The sequence below is a fragment of the Pseudomonas sp. W2I6 genome, assembly GCF_030815935.1.
Taxonomy (GTDB): Bacteria; Pseudomonadota; Gammaproteobacteria; order Pseudomonadales; family Pseudomonadaceae; genus Aquipseudomonas.
Genome location: NZ_JAUSXJ010000001.1, coordinates 3,883,866 through 3,905,259 on the forward strand (window position 1 = coordinate 3,883,866; position 21,394 = coordinate 3,905,259).

The 21,394-nt window shown below is 59.7% G+C and carries 14 protein-coding genes, 4 tRNA genes and 1 pseudogene; 6 read left to right on the forward strand and 13 right to left on the reverse strand.

Going from position 1 to position 21,394, the window contains the following annotated elements; genetic code table 11:
* Nucleotides 1–379: 379 nt before the first annotated feature.
* The 3 genes from QF039_RS17985 to QF039_RS17995 all read left to right on the forward strand — a co-directional run bounded on the left by QF039_RS17985 (nucleotide 380) and on the right by QF039_RS17995 (nucleotide 3,869).
* On the forward strand, nucleotides 380–1,510 hold the full coding sequence (locus QF039_RS17985; protein ID WP_003207875.1) for a carbon-nitrogen hydrolase family protein: 1,131 nt from the start codon (nucleotides 380–382) through the stop codon (nucleotides 1,508–1,510).
* A gap of 4 nt (nucleotides 1,511–1,514) precedes the next feature.
* On the forward strand, nucleotides 1,515–2,549 hold the full coding sequence (locus tag QF039_RS17990; protein WP_177022251.1) for an AraC family transcriptional regulator: 1,035 nt from the start codon (nucleotides 1,515–1,517) through the stop codon (nucleotides 2,547–2,549).
* A 300-nt stretch (nucleotides 2,550–2,849) separates the two neighbouring features.
* Entirely contained in the window at nucleotides 2,850–3,869 is a 1,020-nt protein-coding gene (locus tag QF039_RS17995; protein WP_177050485.1) for a pyruvate dehydrogenase, read from the forward strand.
* A gap of 144 nt (nucleotides 3,870–4,013) precedes the next feature.
* Here QF039_RS17995 and QF039_RS18000 read toward each other — a convergent pair whose 3' ends face one another.
* Complete coding sequence (locus tag QF039_RS18000; RefSeq protein WP_003207868.1) at nucleotides 4,014–4,484, reverse strand: MarR family winged helix-turn-helix transcriptional regulator; 471 nt, start codon at nucleotides 4,482–4,484, stop codon at nucleotides 4,014–4,016.
* A gap of 145 nt (nucleotides 4,485–4,629) precedes the next feature.
* On the opposite strand from QF039_RS18000, the gene aceE reads away from it, so the two are divergent.
* Nucleotides 4,630–7,299, forward strand: a complete 2,670-nt coding sequence (gene aceE, locus QF039_RS18005; protein ID WP_307519849.1) for a pyruvate dehydrogenase (acetyl-transferring), homodimeric type — start codon at nucleotides 4,630–4,632, stop codon at nucleotides 7,297–7,299.
* Here the strand turns inward: aceE and QF039_RS18010 are convergent, their stop codons facing one another.
* Nucleotides 7,300–8,148 (reverse strand): DUF2242 domain-containing protein, encoded by an 849-nt coding sequence (locus QF039_RS18010; RefSeq protein WP_177045927.1) that lies wholly within the window; start codon nucleotides 8,146–8,148, stop codon nucleotides 7,300–7,302.
* A gap of 89 nt (nucleotides 8,149–8,237) precedes the next feature.
* The gene (locus QF039_RS18015; protein ID WP_003207864.1) at nucleotides 8,238–9,137 is read right to left on the reverse strand and encodes a LysR family transcriptional regulator; all 900 of its coding nucleotides are present in this window, start codon (nucleotides 9,135–9,137) and stop codon (nucleotides 8,238–8,240) included.
* 128 nt (nucleotides 9,138–9,265) lie between these two features.
* Between QF039_RS18015 and QF039_RS18020 the strand changes: the two genes are divergently transcribed.
* Both QF039_RS18020 and nhaA read left to right on the forward strand, forming a co-directional pair.
* Nucleotides 9,266–10,444: an MFS transporter gene (locus QF039_RS18020; RefSeq protein ID WP_307519853.1), complete on the forward strand. Its 1,179-nt coding sequence runs from the start codon at nucleotides 9,266–9,268 to the stop codon at nucleotides 10,442–10,444.
* Nucleotides 10,445–10,559: 115 nt separating this feature from the next.
* The gene (gene nhaA, locus QF039_RS18025) at nucleotides 10,560–11,894 is read left to right on the forward strand and encodes a Na+/H+ antiporter NhaA (RefSeq protein ID WP_087693206.1); all 1,335 of its coding nucleotides are present in this window, start codon (nucleotides 10,560–10,562) and stop codon (nucleotides 11,892–11,894) included.
* An 89-nt stretch (nucleotides 11,895–11,983) separates the two neighbouring features.
* On the opposite strand, the pseudogene QF039_RS18030 reads toward nhaA, so the two are convergent.
* From QF039_RS18030 to QF039_RS18075, 10 genes and pseudogenes are all read right to left on the reverse strand, one after another.
* A pseudogene (locus QF039_RS18030) lies at nucleotides 11,984–13,859 on the reverse strand (SurA N-terminal domain-containing protein).
* Nucleotides 13,860–14,089: 230 nt separating this feature from the next.
* On the reverse strand, nucleotides 14,090–14,362 hold the full coding sequence (locus tag QF039_RS18035) for an HU family DNA-binding protein (RefSeq protein ID WP_003174819.1): 273 nt from the start codon (nucleotides 14,360–14,362) through the stop codon (nucleotides 14,090–14,092).
* A gap of 146 nt (nucleotides 14,363–14,508) precedes the next feature.
* Complete coding sequence (gene lon / locus QF039_RS18040; RefSeq protein ID WP_003207858.1) at nucleotides 14,509–16,905, reverse strand: endopeptidase La; 2,397 nt, start codon at nucleotides 16,903–16,905, stop codon at nucleotides 14,509–14,511.
* Between the two features lie 151 nt (nucleotides 16,906–17,056).
* The gene (gene clpX, locus QF039_RS18045; RefSeq protein WP_003207856.1) at nucleotides 17,057–18,340 is read right to left on the reverse strand and encodes an ATP-dependent Clp protease ATP-binding subunit ClpX; all 1,284 of its coding nucleotides are present in this window, start codon (nucleotides 18,338–18,340) and stop codon (nucleotides 17,057–17,059) included.
* A gap of 112 nt (nucleotides 18,341–18,452) precedes the next feature.
* Complete coding sequence (gene clpP / locus QF039_RS18050) at nucleotides 18,453–19,088, reverse strand: ATP-dependent Clp endopeptidase proteolytic subunit ClpP (RefSeq protein ID WP_003174822.1); 636 nt, start codon at nucleotides 19,086–19,088, stop codon at nucleotides 18,453–18,455.
* A gap of 92 nt (nucleotides 19,089–19,180) precedes the next feature.
* Nucleotides 19,181–20,491, reverse strand: a complete 1,311-nt coding sequence (gene tig, locus QF039_RS18055; protein ID WP_003207855.1) for a trigger factor — start codon at nucleotides 20,489–20,491, stop codon at nucleotides 19,181–19,183.
* 401 nt (nucleotides 20,492–20,892) lie between these two features.
* A tRNA-His gene (locus QF039_RS18060) sits at nucleotides 20,893–20,968 on the reverse strand.
* 82 nt (nucleotides 20,969–21,050) lie between these two features.
* A tRNA-Leu gene (locus QF039_RS18065) sits at nucleotides 21,051–21,135 on the reverse strand.
* A gap of 56 nt (nucleotides 21,136–21,191) precedes the next feature.
* Nucleotides 21,192–21,267, reverse strand: a tRNA-His gene (locus QF039_RS18070).
* 32 nt (nucleotides 21,268–21,299) lie between these two features.
* A tRNA-Arg gene (locus QF039_RS18075) sits at nucleotides 21,300–21,376 on the reverse strand.
* Between the last annotated feature and the right edge of the window lie 18 nt (nucleotides 21,377–21,394).

Consider the following 21,394-nt stretch of genomic DNA (forward strand, 5'->3'; position numbering starts at 1 on the left):
ATGCAAGGTTGTTGCCAACTCGACGCGTCGTTGAACAGAGAGGCCTGTAAGGCGCTGAAACACCTGAGTTGCGCGGCCAGCCCTCCGCGAACCCATCGCGCGAATCAACCTTGGCGAGGAACTTGCGCACGGTATTGAGGCACAAAGTAACAATCTGCCAGAAGCTGGTGCGCGCACGAGTAACATCCCACGGCATTGACCCGCGCGCGTGCACCTGTGGTCACAACCCGTTACTGTCGACCCTGGAAGATCCGGCCCGCGGCGAAAACACGCACTCAAGGCTTTTGAGATTTTCGTGCCAAACCACGGTTTTTCGTACCCAGCCCAGAAATTTGAGAGAAAATGCAAACCCAGCACACGGTCCGTTGTCATTTGCCCCATGCGTAAACTTCTTGGCTTCACCCTCATCATGGCCCTGGTCGCCGCCGTTTCCGCCTATCTGGTCTGGACCCAGGAGCGCCCCGTGGGCCATTACCTGTCCGACCTGCGGATCAACCTGGCCGTCGACCAGGGCGTGCCCGCCGACCGCGGCAACCTGTTGGGCATCCAGCCGGAACTGTTTCCCGCCGACTACCAGAGCCTGGAACGCCTGCACCTCAAGCTGGCGGCCTATCTGCAAAACGCCCGTGACCAGGGCCTGATCAACGACAAGACCATCGTGGTACTGCCGGAACATATCGGCACCTGGCTGATGGTCAGCGGCGAAAAGAACGAGCTGTACCAGGCCACCAACCTCAAGGAAGCGATGAACTGGTTGTCGGCGAGCAACCCGCTGCTGTTCCTGCGGGCCTTGATCAGCGCCAAGGGTGACGACCGCATCGACGACGCCTACCTGCGCATGAAGGCCCCGGCCATGGCCCGCGACTATCAAGTGCTGTTCGGTGGCCTGGCCAAGGAATTCGGCGTGACCCTGGTGGCCGGCTCCATTGCCCTGCCCAACCCGAGCGTCAGCCAGGGCCAGCTGCAGATCGGCCATGGCGCGCTGTACAACACCAGTGTGGTCTTCGACCGCGATGGCTTGCCGCTGGGCCAGCCGCAACGCCAGCTGTATCCGATTTTTGACGAGCGCGGCTTTATTGAGCCGGGCGATGAAAACAGCGTCAGCGTGGTCGACACCCCGGCCGGGCGCCTGGGCATCCTGATCGGCAGCGACAGCTGGTACCCGGACAACTACCGCAAGCTCAACGAGCAAGGCGCCCAGTTGGTGGCGGTGCCGGCCTTCGTGATTGGCCGCGAGACCTGGGACAAGCCGTGGCGCGGCTTCAAAAGCGTGTCGACGCCAGCCGAGATCAGCCTCAAGCCCGAAGAGCTCAGCGAAGGCGAAGCCTGGCACCGCCTGACCCTGATCAGCCAGCAACCCATCAGCCAGGCCACCGCCGGCATGAGCGTGTTCCTGCGCGGGCAGTTCTTTGACATGGGCAGCGCCGGGCAAAGCTTCCTCAGCAGCAACGGCCAGGTGTTCGCCGACGGCAATGCCCGTGGCGCGCGCCTGCTGAACGTGTGGCTGTAACTCAATGAAGCCGGTGCGGCTTGGGGATTTGTCGGTGGGCTTCGTCCACACCTTGGCCGATGCGATCCACAGCCATGGCCTGGACCCGCAACCGTTGCTGCTGCAATACGGCCTTGACCCGGCACGCCTGGCCGAGGCGGGTGCACGCTTGTCGATCCCGCGCTATATGCGCCTGGGCTTTGCGGCCATCCAGTTGACCGGCGACGCCAGCCTGGGCCTGCGCATGGGCCAGCTCAGCCGCCTGAGCCAGGCCGGGCTCGCCGGGGTCACCGCCGCCCAGGCGCCCACCGTGCGCGAAGCCGCCCGTACCCTGACGCGCTTCGAAGCCTTGTACGGCTCCAACTATCGCGGCCAGTCGAGCTTTCACGAGGACACGGATGGCGCCTGGTTGCGCTTCTATTCCATCAGCCCCTACAACGCCTACAACCGCTTTGTGGTGGATTCGATCATCGCCGGGTGGCTGCATCAGTTGTCGAGCCTGAGCCTGCAACCGGTGCAGGCGCAACGCATCGAAATCGAATTCGAAGCACCGGACTACAGCGAGCGCTACAGCGTGCTGGGGGACTGCCCGATCCAGTTTGGCGCCGAGCACAACCAACTGCGCCTGAGCCAGAAAACCCTGGCCATGCGCAACCCGGAACATTGCCCGAGTACCTGGCAATTACTGGTGCAATTGTGTGAACGGGAACTGGAGCAGTTGACGCGCACCCGCAGCCTGCGCGAGCGCATTACCCGCTTGCTCGGGCCGATGCTCAATGGTGGCCGGGAACCCGACCTGGAAGAAGTGGCGTCACGCTTGAAACTGCCGACCTGGACCTTGCGGCGCAAGCTGGCGGAAGAAGGGACTCAGTTCCGGGCGATTCTCAACGACACTCGCCGCGACCTGGCCATGACCTACATTCGCGATACCGAACTGGCGTTCGGTGAAATTGCCTATCTGCTCGGTTTTGCTTCAGCGGAAGCCTTTCAACGGGCGTTCAAGCGCTGGAACAGCCAGACCCCAGGGGAATTTCGCCGCAGTCAGCGGCATTCCGCCTGACGTCTGTCTTACAGCTCGGTGGCATCATCGGCCGGATCCAGCGGATCCAGTTCAAAGGCGTGGTACTCGAGCAATTCTTCCTGGTAATCGTCCATGGTTGACTCCTTGTTTTATGAAAAGGGGTTGCTTAGTGACCTGCACAACCAGCCTAAAGTGCCGTCATGACGAAAAAATGTCCGTGGCATGACGTTCCTGCACTTCAGGATTAAACGTAGCAGGATTGCCTTGATTTAGCCGGATGAATTTTAGATGCAACTGCAATCATTGCAATTGCAATCGTAAGCCGAATTCCTTTAGGGTATGGGCACCCGTTGCCAAGCGACCCTGCTCATGACTGCCAGCACCGAACGCTCTGCCCTGATCTGCATCGACGCCCTGAATGCAACGCAGCAGCCCCGCTGCTCGCCCCTGTATAGCGTGATGACCATGGCCAACACCCTGGAGTCCAGCCGGCAGGCGTGGGTGATTCGCGGCCAGTCGCGCTCACGCCGAGTGGTGAGCTGGCCCACCTGGTTCGCGCGCAATACCGGGGAAAAACCCATGCTGTACCTGCACACGGCCGCATCATCGGCGCAGTTGCGCGCGCTGTCCGGCGAGACCCGTCAGCGGGGCATCCTGTGCAACGACAATGCAACCCAGCCCTCCCCTTCACTGCCCTTATGGCTGGCCAGCAATCCTCACTGCACACCTTATGACCCGGCCTCCGGCGAGGAAGCCCGGGCGATTGTGCTGGCGGGTTTGCAGGCGCTTTATGTCGACGGCGAGCCGGGGTTCTACTACCTGGCACTGCACGATCAACACGAAGGGCCAGGGCTGAGCCCGCAGGATAGTGACCATGCGCTCAGGGGCATGTACCGGGTCCGGCGCTCATACACGAGTGAATTGAGGGTGCGGTTGCTGGGTGCGGGTCGAGCGTTTGAAGAAGTCGTGCACGCCGCGCAGTTGCTCGAGACGGATTGGAACGTCGAGGCGCAACTGTGGAGTTGCCCCAGCTATACACGGCTGGCCCGCGAAGCGGATGCAGCGCAACGCTGGAACCGCCTGCACCCGTTGGAACCGAAGCGCAGTTGTCATCTAAGGGATTGCCTGGCTGGGGATGGCGCGCCGGTGGTCGCGGTCACCGGGTATCCGCAGCCTATCGTCGATCAATTGGCGGGGCATGTGGATGCGCGTTTTGTAGCATTGGGTGCGGGCTCCGTGGAAACGTCAGCACCCAGTCGATATTGGGTAGCGGTGCTGGCATTGAAGGCGTTGGCGGATGACGGCTGGATCGAAGCAGAACAGGTGGAGACCGCCCTGAATCGATATCACCTGAAATGACGATCTGCAATCCATCGCAGATCAAATGTGGGAGCGGGCTTGCTCGCGAAGACGGTGTGCCTGTTGATATTACTGTTGCTGACACACCGCTTTCGCGAGCAAGCCCGCTCCCACACGGAATCCGCGTCGCCTGGAGTCTTTGCTTCAGGTCTTACGTCGCCCGCGGGTCTGCACGCCCGCCTCCATCGCCAGCCCCGCGGTACGTTCCAATGCCTCGGCAAAAACCCGGCGTTGCTCGCTGTCGAGCTGCGACAAAAACAATTCATCCACGCTGCTTTCGTAGATTTTCCACATCTTTTTACGCAATACCCGGCCCGCGTCGGTGATCGAGACAAAGGCAGCACGCCCGTCACCGTCGGAGCGCGAACGCACCACCAGGCCGTCCTTTTCCAGGCGGTCGACCAGGCGCGTCAGGTTGTAGCGTTCGATGGCCAGCACATCGGCCAATTCGTGCATGCGCCGGGTGCCATCGGGGCCACTTTCCAGGCCCCACAAAGCGTCGTACCAGGCATACGGCGGCAGACCGGCATCCGCCAGGCGCCGTTCGATTTCACGGATGACCGTCCTGTGGGCCCGAACAAAACGGAACCAGACATCAGGCTCTTTCGACGACATGCAACACCATCCGGGGAATTTCAAGAAGGTTGCAATAGTAGCTCATCCCGCGCTAGATTCAGCCATGTAGTTGCAATTGCAACTACATTCGCAAAGCTCCCACAAGGAGCCCACACGCTGAAACCCGTCCACCCTGGAGCCTGACATGACCCCGAACACTGCAGTACGCCTCGACGACGATCCACAGGAAACCCGCGAATGGCTGGAGTCCATCGAATCGGTGCTGTCCACCGAAGGCCGCCCGCGCGCGCATTACCTGATTGATCAGTTGCTGGATTTCGACGTGGCGCGGCATGGCGACTTCTACGGGCGGGTGACCACCCCGTACGTCAACACCATCCCGGTAGACCGCCAGTTGCCCTACCCCGGCAACCTGGCCACCGAGCGCCGGCTGAATGCGTTTATCCGCTGGAACGCCATGGCCATGGTGCTGCGCGCGGGCAAACATTCCGGCGTGGGCGGGCATATCGCAACCTATGCGTCGGCTGCGGTGCTGTATGACGTAGGCTTCGACCATTTCTTCCGTGGCCGAACTGAAAGCTTCGATGGCGACCTGGTGTACATCCAGGGCCACTCCGCGCCGGGCATTTACGGGCGGGCGTACCTCGAAGGCCGGATCAGCGAAGCCCAGCTGGACAACTTCCGCCGGGAAGCCGGTGGCGACGGTTTGTCATCCTATCCGCACCCTCGCCTGATGCCGGACTTCTGGCAGTTTCCTACGGTTTCCATGGGCCTCGGACCGATTACCGCCGCGTATCAGGCGCGCTTCATGCGCTACCTGGAGTTCCGCGACCTCAAGCAGCACCAGGGCCGCAAGGTGTGGGCGTTCCTCGGTGATGGCGAGATGGATCAGCCGGAATCCCTGGCAGCCATTTCCCTGGCCGGGCGCGAGAAGCTCGACAACCTGATCTTCGTGGTCAACTGCAACCTGCAACGCCTGGATGGGCCGGTGCGCGGCAATGCCAAGGTGATCCAGGAGTTCGAAAGCCTGTACCGCGCCGCCGGCTGGAACGTGATCAAGGTGATCTGGGGCGGCGGCTGGGATGCGCTGCTGGAAAAGGATAAAAGCGGCTTGCTGCGCCAGCGCATGATGGAGTGCGTGGACGGCGACTATCAAAACTACAAATCACAAAACGGCGCCTACGTGCGGGAACACTTCTTCGGCAAATACCCGGAGTTGCTGGCGCTGGTGGCAGACATGTCCGACGACGATATCTGGAAACTCTCACGGGGCGGCCATGACCCGGACAAGGTCTACAACGCCTATGCCGCCGCCGTGCGTCACAGCGGCCAGCCGACGGTGATCCTGGCGAAAACCGTCAAGGGCTTCGGCATGGGCGAGGCCGGCGAAGGCCAGAACATCAACCACCAGTTGAAAAAGATGGGCGCTGAAGCCGTCAAAGCCTTCCGCGATCGCTTCGGGCTGGAAGTGGCCGACGACCAACTGGCTGAAATCCCGTATCTCAAACCGGCCGCCAACAGCGAAGAGGCCCGCTATTTCGCCGCCCGCCGCCAGTCACTGGGTGGCTACGTGCCGGCTCGCCATAGCGCGGTCGAGTCGCTGAAGATCCCGGAACTGGATGCCTTCGCCACCCAGCTCAAGGACACCGGCGAACGCGCGATCTCCACCACCATGGCCTTTGTGCGCATCCTCGGCACCCTGCTCAAGGACCCGAACCTGGGCAAACTGATCGTGCCCATCGTGCCGGACGAGTCCCGCACCTTTGGCATGGAAAGCCTGTTCCGCCAGATCGGCATTCACTCCGCCGTCGGCCAGCTCTACACCCCACAAGATGCCGGCCAGCTGTCCTACTACAAGGAGAGCAAGGACGGACAGATCATGCAGGAAGGCCTGAATGAATCCGGCGCCATTTCCTCGTGGATCGCAGCAAGTACGTCCTACACCAACCACGGCTTGATGACCGTACCGTTCTACATTTTCTATTCGATGTTCGGCTTCCAGCGGGTCGGCGACCTGGCCTGGGCCGCAGGTGATGCACGGGCGCGGGGCTTTCTGCTGGGGGCGACGGCCGGGCGCACCACGCTGATGGGCGAAGGCCTGCAGCATGACGATGGCCACAGCCATGTGCTGTCGTCGGTGATCCCGTGCTGCATTTCCTACGATCCGACGTTTGCCTTCGAGCTGGCGGTGATCATTCGCGAAGGCATGCGCCGGATGTACGTCGAGCAAGAGGACATCTACTACTACATCACCCTGCTCAACGAAAACTACCCGCACCCGGCGATGCCCGAAGGCGTCGAGGACGGGATTCTCAAGGGTATGTATCGGTTGAAGGCGGCTGAAGACACCACGCAACCACGGGTACAACTGATGGGCAGCGGTTCGATCCTGCGGGAAGTCATCGCCGCCGCGGACCTGCTGCGCGATGATTTTGCCCTGGCCAGCGATGTGTGGAGTGTCACCAGCCTGACCGAGCTGCGCCGGGAAGGTCATGCCGTGGAGCGCTGGAACCTGCTGCATCCTGAAAGCGAACCGCGTACCAGCTATGTCGAGCAGTGCCTTGAGGGCCAGCCTGGGCCCGTGGTGGTCGCCACCGACTACATGAAAATCTTTGCCGATCAGATTCGCCCGTTTGTACCGGGCCGGCGCTTTGTGGCGCTGGGCACCGATGGCTTCGGGCAATCGGATACCCGCGAAACCTTGCGCGAGTTCTTCGAGGTGGACCGGTATTTCATTGCCCTGGCGGCCTTGAAGGCGCTGGCGGATGACGGCCTGATCAGCCGCGCCAGGGTGGCGGAGGCGATCAGCCGCTACGGGATCAACGTCGACAAGGCCAACCCCGTAGCGGTGTAGTTACTGCGCAGGCGTCGGCAGAGGCGGAATCGCTTCGGTCGGCGCCGGCAGCGCAGGAGTGGTGGCCTCTGGCGCAGGTGCCGGGGCTTCCTTTGGTGCAATCGGCGCGGGTTCCGCCGGTGGTACCACCGGCTCCGATGCCGCTGGCTCTACCGCCGGCGTCACTGGGGCTGCCGGTGTGGCCGGCGTTTCTTTTGGCACTTCTTTCGGCGCTTCAACCTTATCGGCCTTATCGGCCTTATCGGCCGCCGGAGCTGCCTTAGGTTCCGGGATGCCCAGGTCAGCCTTGGGCTTCTCTGGAATATGCGCTGCCTTTTTCACTTCCTGGGGCAGGAAAACGTCCACCAGGGCGAAATAACGCTCATAAAACTTCGGCGCAGACACCGTCTCGCTGGCCACCTTGACCATGGAGTCGTCGGTGGAGCCAATCGGCATCGACACCGAACCCAACACACCCACACCGAGGCTGGCGGAGTTGTTGACCTTCTTCAAGGCGTAGCGATCCTGCAAGGCGTTGGCGAACATCGTCGAGTGATGATTGCCGCTGCCATCGTCGGCACACACCACGTTGAAGCTGATCTGCAGGTGAGTTTCGCCGGTCTGCTGGAAGCTCTTGTTACCCGCCACCAGCTTTGGATCGCTGCTGGTGATGATGTAACCCTGGCTCAACAGCGCACGCCGCGCCGCTTCGCAGGCCGCCGTGTCACTGACCGGGTAATCACGGGAAAACGTGCCGGAGTCGTCGAAGTTCTCATGTTCATAAATAGCGGTCTTGGGTGACGAGCAGCCCGCAGCGCCCGCCAGCACCAGCGCCAACCCGAGGCTACGCAAGTGAAATGATGTCGACATCGAAAATCCTGAGGAAAACAGTCAGGGCGGTATTGTGCAACAGAACGTGGCCTCGGCGCGCGAATTCCTGTCGGTAAAACGTCACAGCCTTACGGGACGGTGTCCGCAGGAAAAAGCCGCTCGCCCATATGGTCGATAAACACGCGCAATTTCGCCGAGGCATGGCGACTTGATGGCCAGAGCATCCAGAAGCTGCCGCTGTGCTCCAGGTAATAGTCCAGCACCCGTTGCAGCCGGCCCTGCTCCACCGATTCGCGGACCATGAAGTCTGGCAGGCAGGCAATCCCCAGGCCTTCATGGGCCACGTGCATCAGTGATTCGATGGTGGTGGAGACCAGCGGCGCACGCAGGGTCGGCTCCGGCAGGCCCGGCTCCGGGCGCAGTGGCCAGGTTTCCAGTTTGCCGGTGGCGCAGAATTTGTGGCGCAGGCAGGCGTGGTCGCTCAAATCCCGGGGCTGGCGCGGCGTACCGTGCAGGCGCAGGTACTCCGGGGACGCCACCAGCACCAGGCGGTAATACCCGAGGTGGCGCGCCATCAAGCGTGAGTCCTCGGGTTTGCCGGTGCGGATCACCGCGTCGAAACCCTCCTCGATCACATCCACCATGCGGTCGGAGAAGTCCACGTCCAGCTCGATCTCGGGATAGGCGCGCATGAAATCCGTCAGTACCGGCATCAACAAGCCGCGCACTTGCGGCAGGCTGACGCGCAACTTGCCTCTGGGGGTGGCGGATGCCTGGCTCAGTTCCTGTTCTGCGGCTTCGACTTCCGCCAGGATGCGCCGGGAGCGTTCGAGAAACAGTGCGCCCTCGCTGGTCAACGTGATACTGCGGGTGCTGCGATGGAACAGCCGCACCCCCAGGCGCTCTTCGATGCGCGCGATGCTTTTGCCAATCGCCGAGGACGACACCCCCAGCATGCGCCCGGCCTCGGTAAAGCTGCGGGTTTCGGCCACCTGCACAAACACTGAAATACTGCCCAGGCTGTCCATCGTCTCGCTCCCGAGGATTGCGGACATTGGCGTCCGATAAGTTCGGAACCTTAGCCTGTTTTTCTCCACCGTGCAGCACCCTACTCTGGCTCCCTGCCCTTTCGTCTGAAAACCGGAGCCCAGAAAACATGAGTGACAGCGCCCTATCTTCCACGACCCGCGCGGTGAGCCGTGAACGACTGCCTCTGGGCGGTCTGTTGGCATTGGCTACCGCCGGTTTCATCACTATCCTCACCGAAGCCATGCCGGCGGGTTTGCTCCCGCAAATGGGCGCCGGCCTCGGGGTGTCCGAAGCGTTGGTGGGCCAGTTGGTGACCCTGTACGCCCTGGGCTCGCTGTTGGCCGCGATTCCCCTGACCATCGCCACCCGGGGCTGGCGCCGGCGGCCATTGCTGATGATTGCCATCGGCGGGTTTGCCTTGGTCAACAGTGTGACGGCGTTTTCCAGCGATTACCTGCTGACCCTGGTGGCCAGGTTCTTCGCCGGGGTGTTCGCGGGATTGCTCTGGGCGCTGCTGGCCGGTTATGCCAGCCGCATGGTTGCGCCGCACCTGCAAGGCAGGGCCATTGCCGTGGCCATGCTCGGCGCGCCATTGGCGCTGTCACTGGGTGTACCGGCCGGGACATTCCTGGGCACAACGGTTGGCTGGCGCCTGAGCTTCGCGATCATGTCCGGCCTGACGGTTGTGCTGCTGGCCTGGGTGCGCTGGCAGGTCCCGGACTTTGCCGGGCAACAGGCGGAAAAACGCCTGGGGCTGCGCCAGGTGCTGGCACTGCCAGGGATTCGTCCGGTGCTGTTGGTGACTTTCACCTACGTGCTGGCTCATAACATTCTCTACACCTATATCGCGCCGTTCCTGGTACCTGCCGGGATTGCAGCGGACATCGACCAGGTGCTGCTGGTGTTTGGCCTGGCGGCGCTGCTGGGTATCTGGATCGTCGGCGCGCTGATTGATCAGCGGCTGCGCGCGTTATTGGTGATCAGCTGCGCAATGTTCGCGCTGTCGGCCCTGGCGCTGGCGTTCTGGATCACCTCGGCGACGGTGATCTACACCACGGTGGCCTTATGGGGGCTGGCGTTTGGCGGTTTGCCGGCATTGCTGCAAACGGCGCTGGCCAAGTCGGCCGGGGATTCAGCCGATGCCGCACAGTCGATGCTGGTGACGGTGTGGAACCTGGGCATCGCCGGTGGCGGACTACTCGGCGGCATGTTGTTGCAAGGGTGGGGAGTGACATCGTTTCCATGGGCGGTCGCCGCGTTGGTCGTACTGGCACTGATCGCGACGCTGCGTTTAACCGATGTTTAAACGAAACGTGACGTGATGTTTCTTAACTCTTATGATCGCACCGGGTGCGCTGCTGCATACGGCACAGCGCAGGTTAAAGGATAAGCATTGGTCGGGCCGCCAATGGAGACTTGTCGTGCCTGATAAACACCCTGCTATTCCGCGCCCCCAGGTTCTGGTCGAAGGCGCCCTGTCCGCATTGGAGCGGTTTTCAAGGATCGAAGCAGTCAGCGGTATCGTGTTGCTGCTGGCAGCGATCGTCGCGCTGGTCTGGGCCAACAGCCCCGTCGCAGATTCCTACGAACACTTCTGGAACACCCCACTCACTATCGGACTGGGAGACTTCACGGTCTCGCGCTCGTTGCACTTCCTGGTGAACGATGGGCTGATGACCATCTTCTTCCTGGTGGTGGGCGCCGAGATTCGCCAGGAGATCAGGGACGGCGCACTCGCCAACCTGAAACTGGCCACCCTGCCCCTCGGCGCGGCACTGGGTGGCGTGCTGATGCCGGCGCTGATTTACACCCTGCTCAACCATGGCACCGTAGCGGCCAGTGGCTGGGCGGTGCCCACAGCCACCGACATCGCATTTGCCGTGGGTGTGCTGGCGCTGCTGGGCAAATCGATTCCGGCTGGCGTGCGCATCCTGTTGCTGGCTTTGGCGATCATTGATGACATCGTCGCCATCCTGATCATCGCGATTTTCTATACCGCCAGCCTGGACTACATGGGCCTGGTGATCGCGGCCTGCGGGCTGGCGCTGGTGCTGGTTTTTCAGCGGATGGGAATTGGCAAGGCGGTGGTGTACCTGTTGCCAGGGGCGATTGTCTGGTTTGGCCTGCTCAAGACCGGCGTCCATCCGACGCTCGCGGGCGTAATGCTTGGCCTGATAACGCCCGTGACTTCCAGACCGACTCGGGAACGCCCTCTGGACACCATCGGGCGCACGTTCAACGAGCTGATGGAGCGGCTTTCACAATCGGCTGAAAGTGCCCATCAAGTCGCCAAACCGTTGAAGCAATTGAGACAGGCCCAGCGGGAAATGCTGCCGCCGGTGCAACGTATTCAAGCGGGCTTGCACCCCTGGGTGGCCTTTGGCGTCATGCCACTGTTTGCCCTGGCCAACGCCGGAGTGAGCCTGCAAGGGTTCAACCTGGACGATCCACTGCCCCACGGCGTGTTCATGGGGGTCATCCTGGCCCTGGTGCTCGGCAAGCCGCTCGGTGTGATGCTGGCGAGCGTGGTGCTGGTCAAACTGAACATCTGCCAACTGCCGGAGGGCGTGACCTGGAACGGCGTCGCCCTGGTGGGCCTGCTGGCGGGAATTGGTTTCACCATGTCGATCTTCATCTCGTCGCTGGCCTTCTCCGATCCGACGCTGCTGTCGGCTGCCAAGCTGAGTGTGCTGAGCGCTTCGACCCTGGCGGCTGTGATTGGCCTGAGTTGGGGCAAGCTCAAGTTTGCGCGTTGAATCAAGACTGGTTGAGTCAGCTGATTAGTGGATAAAAAAAGACCCCGGCCTCTTCAGGCCGGGGTCTTTTTATTCAGGCTGTTACGAGATCAGAACTTCTTGATCTCAGCCTTGGTTTCCAACTGCTTGCGATAGGCGGCGAAGTCTTGCTGGCCGACACGGGACGCGAGGAAGCGGCGGTACTGAGCCTTCTCGTCATCGGTCGGTGCAGCGGCTTCATTGACCGCGTTCAAGCGCACGATCACCAGGCTACCGTCTGGCAGGGTCACGCTGGTGAAGGTCGGCTTGTCCTTGGCCGCCAGGCTTTGGCATGCGGAACAGGGCTTGCAGCACGGCCGGCTCGACGCCTTCCTGGCCACGGGTGGCCGCTTCGGTGACTTTCCAGGCCTGGCCATCCACCGGCTGGTTCAGCGGTGTCTTGCCATCACGCAGGTTGGCAATCAGCTCGTCCGCGTGAATCTTCGCCGCAGCGCTCGCGCGCTCCTTGGTCAACTGGGCACGGATGGCAGTGGCAACGCTTTCCAGCGGCAGCTGGGTAGGCTTCAGGTGCTCTTTGGCACGCAGCACCACGATGGTTTCCGGATCCAGCTCGATGGCGGTGCTGTTGGCACCTTCATCCAGTACTTCAGGGCTGAATGCAGCGGTCACTACGGCACGGTTGGCAGCGATGCCTTCGCCACCTTCACGGCCAAACGGCGCGGAAGTGTGCACGGTCAGCTTCAGGTCCGACGCCGGCTGGGCCAGGTCGGAAGCTTCGAATGCAGCGTCTTCCAGTTGCTTGGTCGCATCGACGAAACGCTGTTCAACCTGTTGGGTCTTGAGCTCGCGGGTCAGCTTGTCTTTCAGGCTGGCGAACGATGGCACTTCAGGTGCTTCAACGCCCAACAGCTTGATCAGGTGCCAGCCGAAGCTGGAACGCACCGGTGCCGAAACCTGGTCCTTGTTCAGTGCATACAGCGCTGTTTCGAAGGCAGGGTCGTAGACGCCAGGGCCAGCGAAACCGAGGTCACCGCCGTTGTTCGCAGAACCCGGATCCTGGGAGAACTCCTTGGCCAGGGCTTCGAACTTCTCGCCCTTGGCCAGGCGCGCCTGGATTTCTTCGATCTTGGCCTTGGCCTGCTCGTCAGTGGTCTTGTCGTTGACTTCAATCAGGATGTGCGCCGCGCGACGCTGTTCAGCGAGGTTGGCGGTTTCTTTCTGATAGAGGGCTTGCAGCTCATCGTCCTTGACCGCGACCTGGTCGAAGAAGGAAGCCTTCTTCAGCTCCAGATAGTCGATGACCACCTGGTCCGGGGTCATGAACTCCTTGGCGTGCTGGTCGTAGTAAGCCTTGACCTGGTCGTCAGTGATCTTCACTGCTGCAGGGTCGGCCTTGACGCTGACGGTGGCGAAATCGCGGGTCTGTTTTTCCAGACGGGCGAACGCGAGCACTTCGGCATCAGTCACAAAACCGCTGCCGGCAATGCCTGCACGCACCTGGCCGATCAGCATTTCCTGGCTCAGCATCTGACGGAATTGCATACGGCTGTAGCCCAGCTGACGGATCACCTGGTCGAAACGCTCAGCGTTGAACTGGCCATCCACCTGGAATTCCGGCGTCTGCAGGATCACTTGATCCAGCGCAGCTTCGGAGAAAGCGAATTTCGAATCGGCCGCGCCTTGCAGCAGCAGCTTGCGATCGATCAGGCCCTTGAGTGCGGCGTCGCGCAGCAGCTTTTCGTCCAGCAAGGAAGCATCGAAGTCCTTGCCCAGCTGTTGCATCAGCTGGCGACGTTGCATGTCGACGGCCTGGCCCAGTTCGCTTTGGGTGATTTCTTCACCGTTGACCTTGGCCACGTCCTGCTTGTTGTTGGTCGAAGCCTGAAAAATAGCCTCGATACCGGTGAACGCCATCAATGCGACGATGATCCCGATAATGGTCTTGGCAATCCAGCCTTGTGAATTGTCCCTGATATTCTGCAGCATGCGTCCCCCAGAAACGGTTGAACTTCAAAATTAGGCAACCGTGGAGCGTGGGTAGAGTCCGGATAGAAGAAAGGCGCATCCGAGGATGCGCCTTCTCGTAACTGGCGGAGCGGACGGGGGTTTGAACCCACACCCCCGGCGTGGCGACCCGATGGATACTCGGGTCAGCTGCCGCTCCGCTGCCAGGTCAGACCTGCGTCCGACCCGGATGGGTAAGGCTTGAGCGAAGCTTAGTTAACGGCTTCTTTCAGGGCTTTACCGGCTTTGAAACCTGGTTTTTTGGCAGCGGCGATTTGCAGAGCCTTGCCAGTCTGTGGGTTACGGCCAGTGCGAGCTGGACGATCGGTCACAGAGAAAGTACCGAAACCAACCAGTACCACAGAGTCGCCGGCCTTGAGAGCGCCAGTGACGGATTCGATTACTGCGTCCAGCGCACGGCCAGCAGCGGCTTTCGGGATATCAGCAGATGCAGCGATAGCATCAATCAGTTCCGACTTGTTCACTCTAAGTCCCCTTATATCTATTGAGTATGATTCTAAGTTTTTTGGTGAAAGCAAAAACCAGTGCTGAATGGCCTACAGACACTTAAGAGCCGCTTTATAACAAGGGCTCTAAAAAGCTGTCAAGGAAGCCCCCAGGCTTAAACGTATTAATGCGTGCTAATTCTTTCCTTAGAGTCAGTCTCGCGTTTTTCATCCTTTGCAACTATCTCCGGAGCCACATCCGGCAAGGGCTCCGGCGCGTATTGCAGCGCAATTTGCAGGACCTCGTCAATCCATTTAACCGGTTTAATCTGCAGATCCTGCTTGATGTTGTCAGGAATCTCCTTCAAGTCGCGAACATTCTCTTCAGGAATGATCACAGTCTTGATACCACCGCGGTGTGCAGCCAGCAATTTCTCTTTGAGGCCACCAATGGCCAGTACCTGGCCACGCAGGGTGATTTCCCCGGTCATGGCGACATCGGCGCGCACCGGAATGCCGGTCAGGGCTGATACCAGTGCCGTGCACATGCCTACGCCTGCGCTAGGACCGTCTTTCGGCGTCGCCCCTTCCGGCATGTGGATGTGGGTGTCGTGCTTCTCGTGGAAGTCCAGGGGGATCCCCAGGCTCTTGGCGCGGCTGCGCACCACGGTCTGCGCGGCGGTGATGGATTCAACCATCACGTCACCCAGGGAACCGGTCTTGATCAGTTGCCCTTTGCCCGGGATCACGGCGGCCTCGATGGTCAGCAATTCGCCGCCCACCTGGGTCCACGCCAGGCCAGTGACCTGGCCTACCTGGTCCTGCTGCTCAGCCAGGCCGTAGCGGAATTTGCGCACGCCCAGGAAGTGTTCCAGCAGGTCAGCGGTGACCTTCACCGAGAAGCGTTTTTCCAGCGCATGTTCCTTCACGGCCTTGCGGCAGATCTTCGCCAGTTGACGCTCAAGGCCCCGTACACCGGCCTCGCGGGTGTAGAAACGAATGATGTCGCGGATCGCGTCGGCATCAAATTCGATCTCGCCTTTTTTCAGGCCGTTGGCCGCAATCTGCTTGGGCGAGAGGTATTTGACGGCGATGTTGATCTTCTCGTCTTCGGTGTAACCCGGCAGACGAATCACCTCCATCCGGTCCAGCAAGGCTGGCGGAATATTCATCGAGTTGGAGGTGCACAGGAACATTACGTCGGACAGGTCGTAGTCGACTTCCAGGTAATGGTCGTTGAAATTGTGGTTCTGCTCGGGGTCGAGCACTTCCAGCAAAGCAGACGCCGGGTCGCCACGCATGTCGCTGCCCATCTTGTCGATTTCATCGAGCAGGAACAGCGGGTTGCGCACACCCACCTTTGTCATCTTTTGAATCAATCTTCCTGGCATCGAACCAATGTAAGTCCGGCGATGACCACGGATTTCCGCTTCATCACGCACACCGCCCAGGGCCATGCGCACGAATTTGCGGTTGGTGGCGTGGGCAATCGACTCCGCCAGCGAGGTTTTACCCACACCAGGAGGACCGACCAGGCACAACACCGGACCACGAATCTTCTTCACGCGCTTTTGCACGGCGAGGTATTCGAGGATGCGTTCCTTGACTTCTTCGAGGCCGTAGTGATCGGCATCGAGAATATCTTCGGCGCGGGCCAGGTCCAGGCGCACCTTGGTCTGGGCCTTCCACGGCACCTGCACCAGCCAGTCGATGTACGAACGAACCACGGTGGCTTCGGCCGACATCGGCGACATTTGCTTGAGCTTGTTCAGCTCGGCAGTGGCCTTGGTCAACGCGTCTTTCGGCAGGCCGGCGGCATCGATGCGTTTTTTCAGCTCCTCGATTTCGTTGTGGCCTTCCTCGCTGTCGCCCAGCTCTTTCTGAATGGCCTTCATCTGCTCATTCAGGTAGTACTCGCGCTGGCTGCGCTCCATTTGCTTTTTGACACGGCCGCGAATGCGCTTCTCAACCTGCAGCAGGTCGATTTCGGCATCCAGCAGCGCCAGGACGTGTTCGACCCGGGCCGACAAATCGATGATCTCGAGAATGTCCTGCTTCTGCTCGATTTTCAGCGCCATGTGCGCGGCCATGGTGTCGACCAGGCGGCTTGGCTCATCAATGCTGTTGAGGGAGGAGAGGACTTCTGCGGGGACTTTCTTGCCCAGTTGCACGTATTGCTCGAACTGGGACAGCAGGCTGCGAACGAACACTTCGGATTCGCGCTCAGGGGCGTCGACTTCGTCGATCAGCGCCACTTCGGCACGCAGGTGGCCGTCCACTTCCATGAAGCGCTCGACCGCACCGCGCTGCTCGCCTTCCACCAGCACCTTGACGGTGCCATCAGGCAGCTTGAGCAGTTGCAGGACAGTTGCAACGGTACCAACGCGATACAGGGCATCTTCGCCCGGATCATCGTCAGCAGGATTTCTCTGGGCCAGCAGCAGGATCTGCTTGTCGCCCGTCATCGCGGCCTCGAGGGCTTCGATAGACTTCTCGCGCCCCACGAACAGCGGGATAACCATGTGCGGATAGACGACGACATCACGCAACGGCAGGAGAGGCAATTCGATGGTTGTCTTCATGATTTCGCCTCTATGACAGATGAAAGTAAGCTTGAAACCAAGATGGGGGCTGCCTGCAAAAAAAACAAGCGTAATGGCATCAGTTAAACGCAGTAAAAACAAAGGGGCCCATTAAGGCCCCTTTATTTTGTACAGCTCGGCGGTGCAACGCTTACGCGTCTGGCGCAGCCTTGGCAGCCGGCTCACTGTTTTCGTAGATATACAGTGGCTTGGACTTGCCTTCTATAACGCTTTCGTCGATCACCACTTTACTCACCTCGGACTGCGAGGGGATTTCGTACATGGTGTCGAGCAGTACGCCTTCGAGGATCGAGCGCAAACCACGGGCGCCGGTCTTGCGCTCCAGTGCCCGCTTGGCCACCGATTTGAGCGCGTCAGCACGGAACTCGAGGTCCACACCTTCCATCTCGAACAGCTTGGCGTATTGCTTGGTCAGGGCGTTTTTCGGCTCGGTGAGGATCTGCATCAACGCAGCCTCATCCAGCTCGTCCAGCGTCGCCAGGACCGGCAGACGGCCAACGAATTCCGGGATCAGACCGAACTTGACCAAATCGTCAGGCTCGACTTCACGCAGGGATTCACCGACTTTCTTGCCTTCTTCCTTGCTGCGTACTTCTGCACTGAAGCCAATGCCGCCACGGGTGGAACGGTTTTGAATAACCTTTTCCAGGCCGGAGAACGCACCGCCACAGATGAACAGGATGTTGCGCGTATCAACCTGAAGGAATTCCTGCTGCGGGTGCTTGCGGCCGCCTTGTGGCGGTACGGAAGCAACCGTGCCTTCGATCAGTTTCAACAGCGCTTGCTGCACGCCTTCACCGGAAACGTCCCGGGTGATCGACGGGTTGTCGGATTTGCGCGAAATCTTGTCGATTTCATCGATGTAGACAATGCCCATCTGGGCCTTCTCCACGTCGTAGTCGCATTTCTGCAGCAGCTTCTGAATGATGTTCTCGACGTCTTCACCTACGTAACCGGCCTCGGTAAGAGTGGTTGCGTCGGCGATGGTGAAGGGAACGTTCAGCAGGCGAGCCAGGGTCTCTGCAAGCAGGGTTTTACCCGAGCCTGTAGGGCCGATCAGCAAGATGTTGCTTTTGCCGAGCTCGACGTCGTCACTTTTCTTGTCACGCTGGTTCAGACGCTTGTAGTGGTTGTACACCGCTACGGCCAGAACCTTCTTTGCACGCTCTTGACCAATCACATACTGATCAAGGATGCCGCTGATTTCTTTAGGCGAAGGCAATTTATGCGCGCTGCTTTCGGCCTGGGCTTCCTGCACCTCCTCACGGATGATGTCATTGCACAGGTCGACGCACTCGTCGCAGATAAAGACCGAGGGGCCGGCAATCAACTTGCGTACTTCATGCTGGCTTTTGCCACAGAAGGAGCAATAGAGCAGCTTGCCGTTGTCCTCGCCGTTGCGGGTGTCAGTCATTCGTTCGATCCAAATCCGATAGGCTTGCAACACAAGATGAAGGCTATTGAGGGCTTTTTCAAGTCCACTGGTGGTCGGACCTGCCGACCAGCCCTATTTTGAGCTGCTTATATTAAGCGGGGCGCTTTTCGATCACTGCGTCGATCAACCCGTATTCACGAGCCGCTTCGGCGCTCATGAAATTGTCACGGTTGGTATCGCGCTCGATCTCTTCCAGGGTATGCCCGCTATGTTTGGCCATCAGCGTGTTGAGACGCTCACGAATGAAGAGGATTTCCTTGGCATGGATTTCGATGTCCGATGCCTGGCCCTGGAAACCGCCCAGTGGCTGGTGAATCATCACGCGTGAGTTCGGCAGGCAGTAACGCTTGCCCTCAGCACCAGCGGTCAGCAGGAAAGCACCCATGCTGCACGCCTGACCGATACAGGTGGTCGATACGTTCGGCTTGATGAACTGCATGGTGTCGTAGATCGACATGCCCGCTGTCACCGAACCGCCCGGGGAGTTGATGTAGAGATGGATGTCCTTGTCCGGATTTTCCGCTTCAAGGAACAGCAGCTGCGCACAAATCAGGTTGGCCATGTAGTCCTCTACCGGACCAACCAGAAAGATCACTCGCTCCTTGAGCAGGCGCGAGTAGATGTCATAGGCGCGTTCGCCACGAGCAGATTGCTCGACAACCATCGGGACCAGGCCGCCAGCGGCCTGGATATCAGAGTTCTGCTGAATATACGAATTACGGAACATGCTCTGCAGTTACTCCCAAATAGTCATGTCTTGAATACGCATAAGCCAGCGCGAGGCTGGCTTATGGGTGTATTTTCAAACGAGTTGAGCGATCAGTCGGCTTGTGCTGCTTCAGCCGGCTTGACTGCTTCTTCGTAAGAGACCGCTTTATCGGTCACCTTAGCCTTCTGCAGAACAGTATCCACAACTTGCTCTTCCAGCACAACCGAACGCACTTCGTTCAGCTGCTGGTCGTTCTTGTAGTACCAGGACACAACAGCCTCAGGCTCCTGGTAGGCCGAAGCCATTTCCTGGATCATTTCGCGAACGCGGGTTTCGTCAGGCTTGAGGTCGAATTGCTTGACCACTTCAGCCACGATCAGACCCAGTACAACGCGGCGCTTGGCCTGTTCTTCGAACAGTTCGGCCGGCAGTTGGTCAGGCTTGATGTTGCCGCCGAACTGCTGAACAGCCTGCACGCGCAGACGATCAACTTCGTTGGACAGCAGGGCCTTCGGCACTTCGATCGGGTTGGCAGCCAGCAGACCGTCCATCACCTGGTTCTTGACCTTGGATTTGATCGCCTGGCGCAGTTCACGCTCCATGTTCTTGCGAACTTCGGTGCGGAAACCTTCGATGCCGGTTTCCTTGATGCCGAACTGGTTGAAGAACTCTTCGTTCAGTTCTGGCAGCTTGGGCTCGGAAACGGTGTTGACGGTCACGGTGAACTCGGCGGTTTTGCCAGCCAGGTCCAGGTTCTGATAGTCAGCCGGGAAAGTCAGGTTCAGAACGCGCTCTTCGCCGGCTTTGGCGCCAACCAGGCCGTCTTCGAAACCAGGAATCATGCGGTTGGAACCCAGCACCAGCTGAGTACCCTTGGCGGAGCCGCCAGCGAATGCTTCGCCGTCAACCTTGCCAACGAAATCGATGTTCAGCTGGTCTTCGTTCTGGGCAGCACGATCGGCCACTTCAAAACGGGTGTTCTGCTTGCGCAGGATTTCCAGCATGTTGTCCAGGTCGGAGTCAGCAACATCAGCGCTCAGGCGCTCGATGGCGATCGAATCGAAACCGGCAACTTCGAACTCAGGGAACACTTCGAAGATTGCAACGTATTCCAGATCCTTGCCTGCTTCCAGGGACTTGGGCTCGATGGAAGGCGAGCCAGCCGGGTTCAGCTTTTGCTCGACAACGGCTTCGTAGAAGGAAGCCTGGATCACGTCACCTACAGCTTCCTGACGTGCATCAGCACCGAAGCGGCGCTTGATTTCGCTCATTGGCACTTTGCCTGGACGGAAACCAGCGATCTTGGCCTTTTGGGCAGTCTGCTGCAGACGCTTGTTGACCTGGGTCTCGATGCGCTCGGCCGGCACGGTGATGCTCATGCGGCGCTCAAGAGCAGAAGTATTTTCAACAGAAACTTGCATGGATATTCCTCGTTGCACAGACGTTAGCTGGCCGTTTCCGACCCCAGAATCAAGGGCATGCATTCTAGTGGGTCAAACTCAAGAAGTCACCCTACTGAAAACGGGTAAAAAAACAGCAGGCAATTTATAGGTGCGAATGCACGAGTGCAGCTCGCCCCGGTGGCAAATACATCCCATCATGCCAGGGCTCTGCGCCAACCCTTCTATATATAGAAGCGGTTGCCAATCATCTCCCTGACAACCGACCCTGCGGACAAGGCCGGCAGGCAGTGCCGCATCATCGCGAAACATAAATACGACGAAACGCCCTGCCCTGCAGCCCAACACCTGCGACTGCGTTGAAACTCAAACCGCTGAAACAAAAAAGGCGCCAGACTATTAATCTGGCGCCTTTCGAAATATGGGGTGGACGAAGGGGATCGAACCCTCGACAACGGGAGTCACAATCCCGTGCTCTACCAACTGAGCTACGCCCACCATATTGCGTGACCAAAAAGCCCGTCAAAAAGGCTATTTGTTGAGCTTCGCGCCGACCCGCAGGCCTTCACGAAACTTTATTTGGTGCGGATGAAGAGACTCGAACTCTTACACCTTGCGGCGCTGGAACCTAAATCCAGTGTGTCTACCAATTCCACCACATCCGCGCTTGAAGCTTTTAAAGCAAAGGCGCCAGACTATTAATCTGGCGCCTTTTTAAATATGGGGTGGACGAAGGGGATCGAACCCTCGACAACGGGAGTCACAATCCCGTGCTCTACCAACTGAGCTACGCCCACCATATTGCGCTACTTGTGCCAAAGCTGCCTAATGGCGCACCCGGCAGGACTCGAACCTGCGACCATCCGCTTAGAAGGCGGATGCTCTATCCAGCTGAGCTACGGGCGCCTTATTAATCTGTACTCT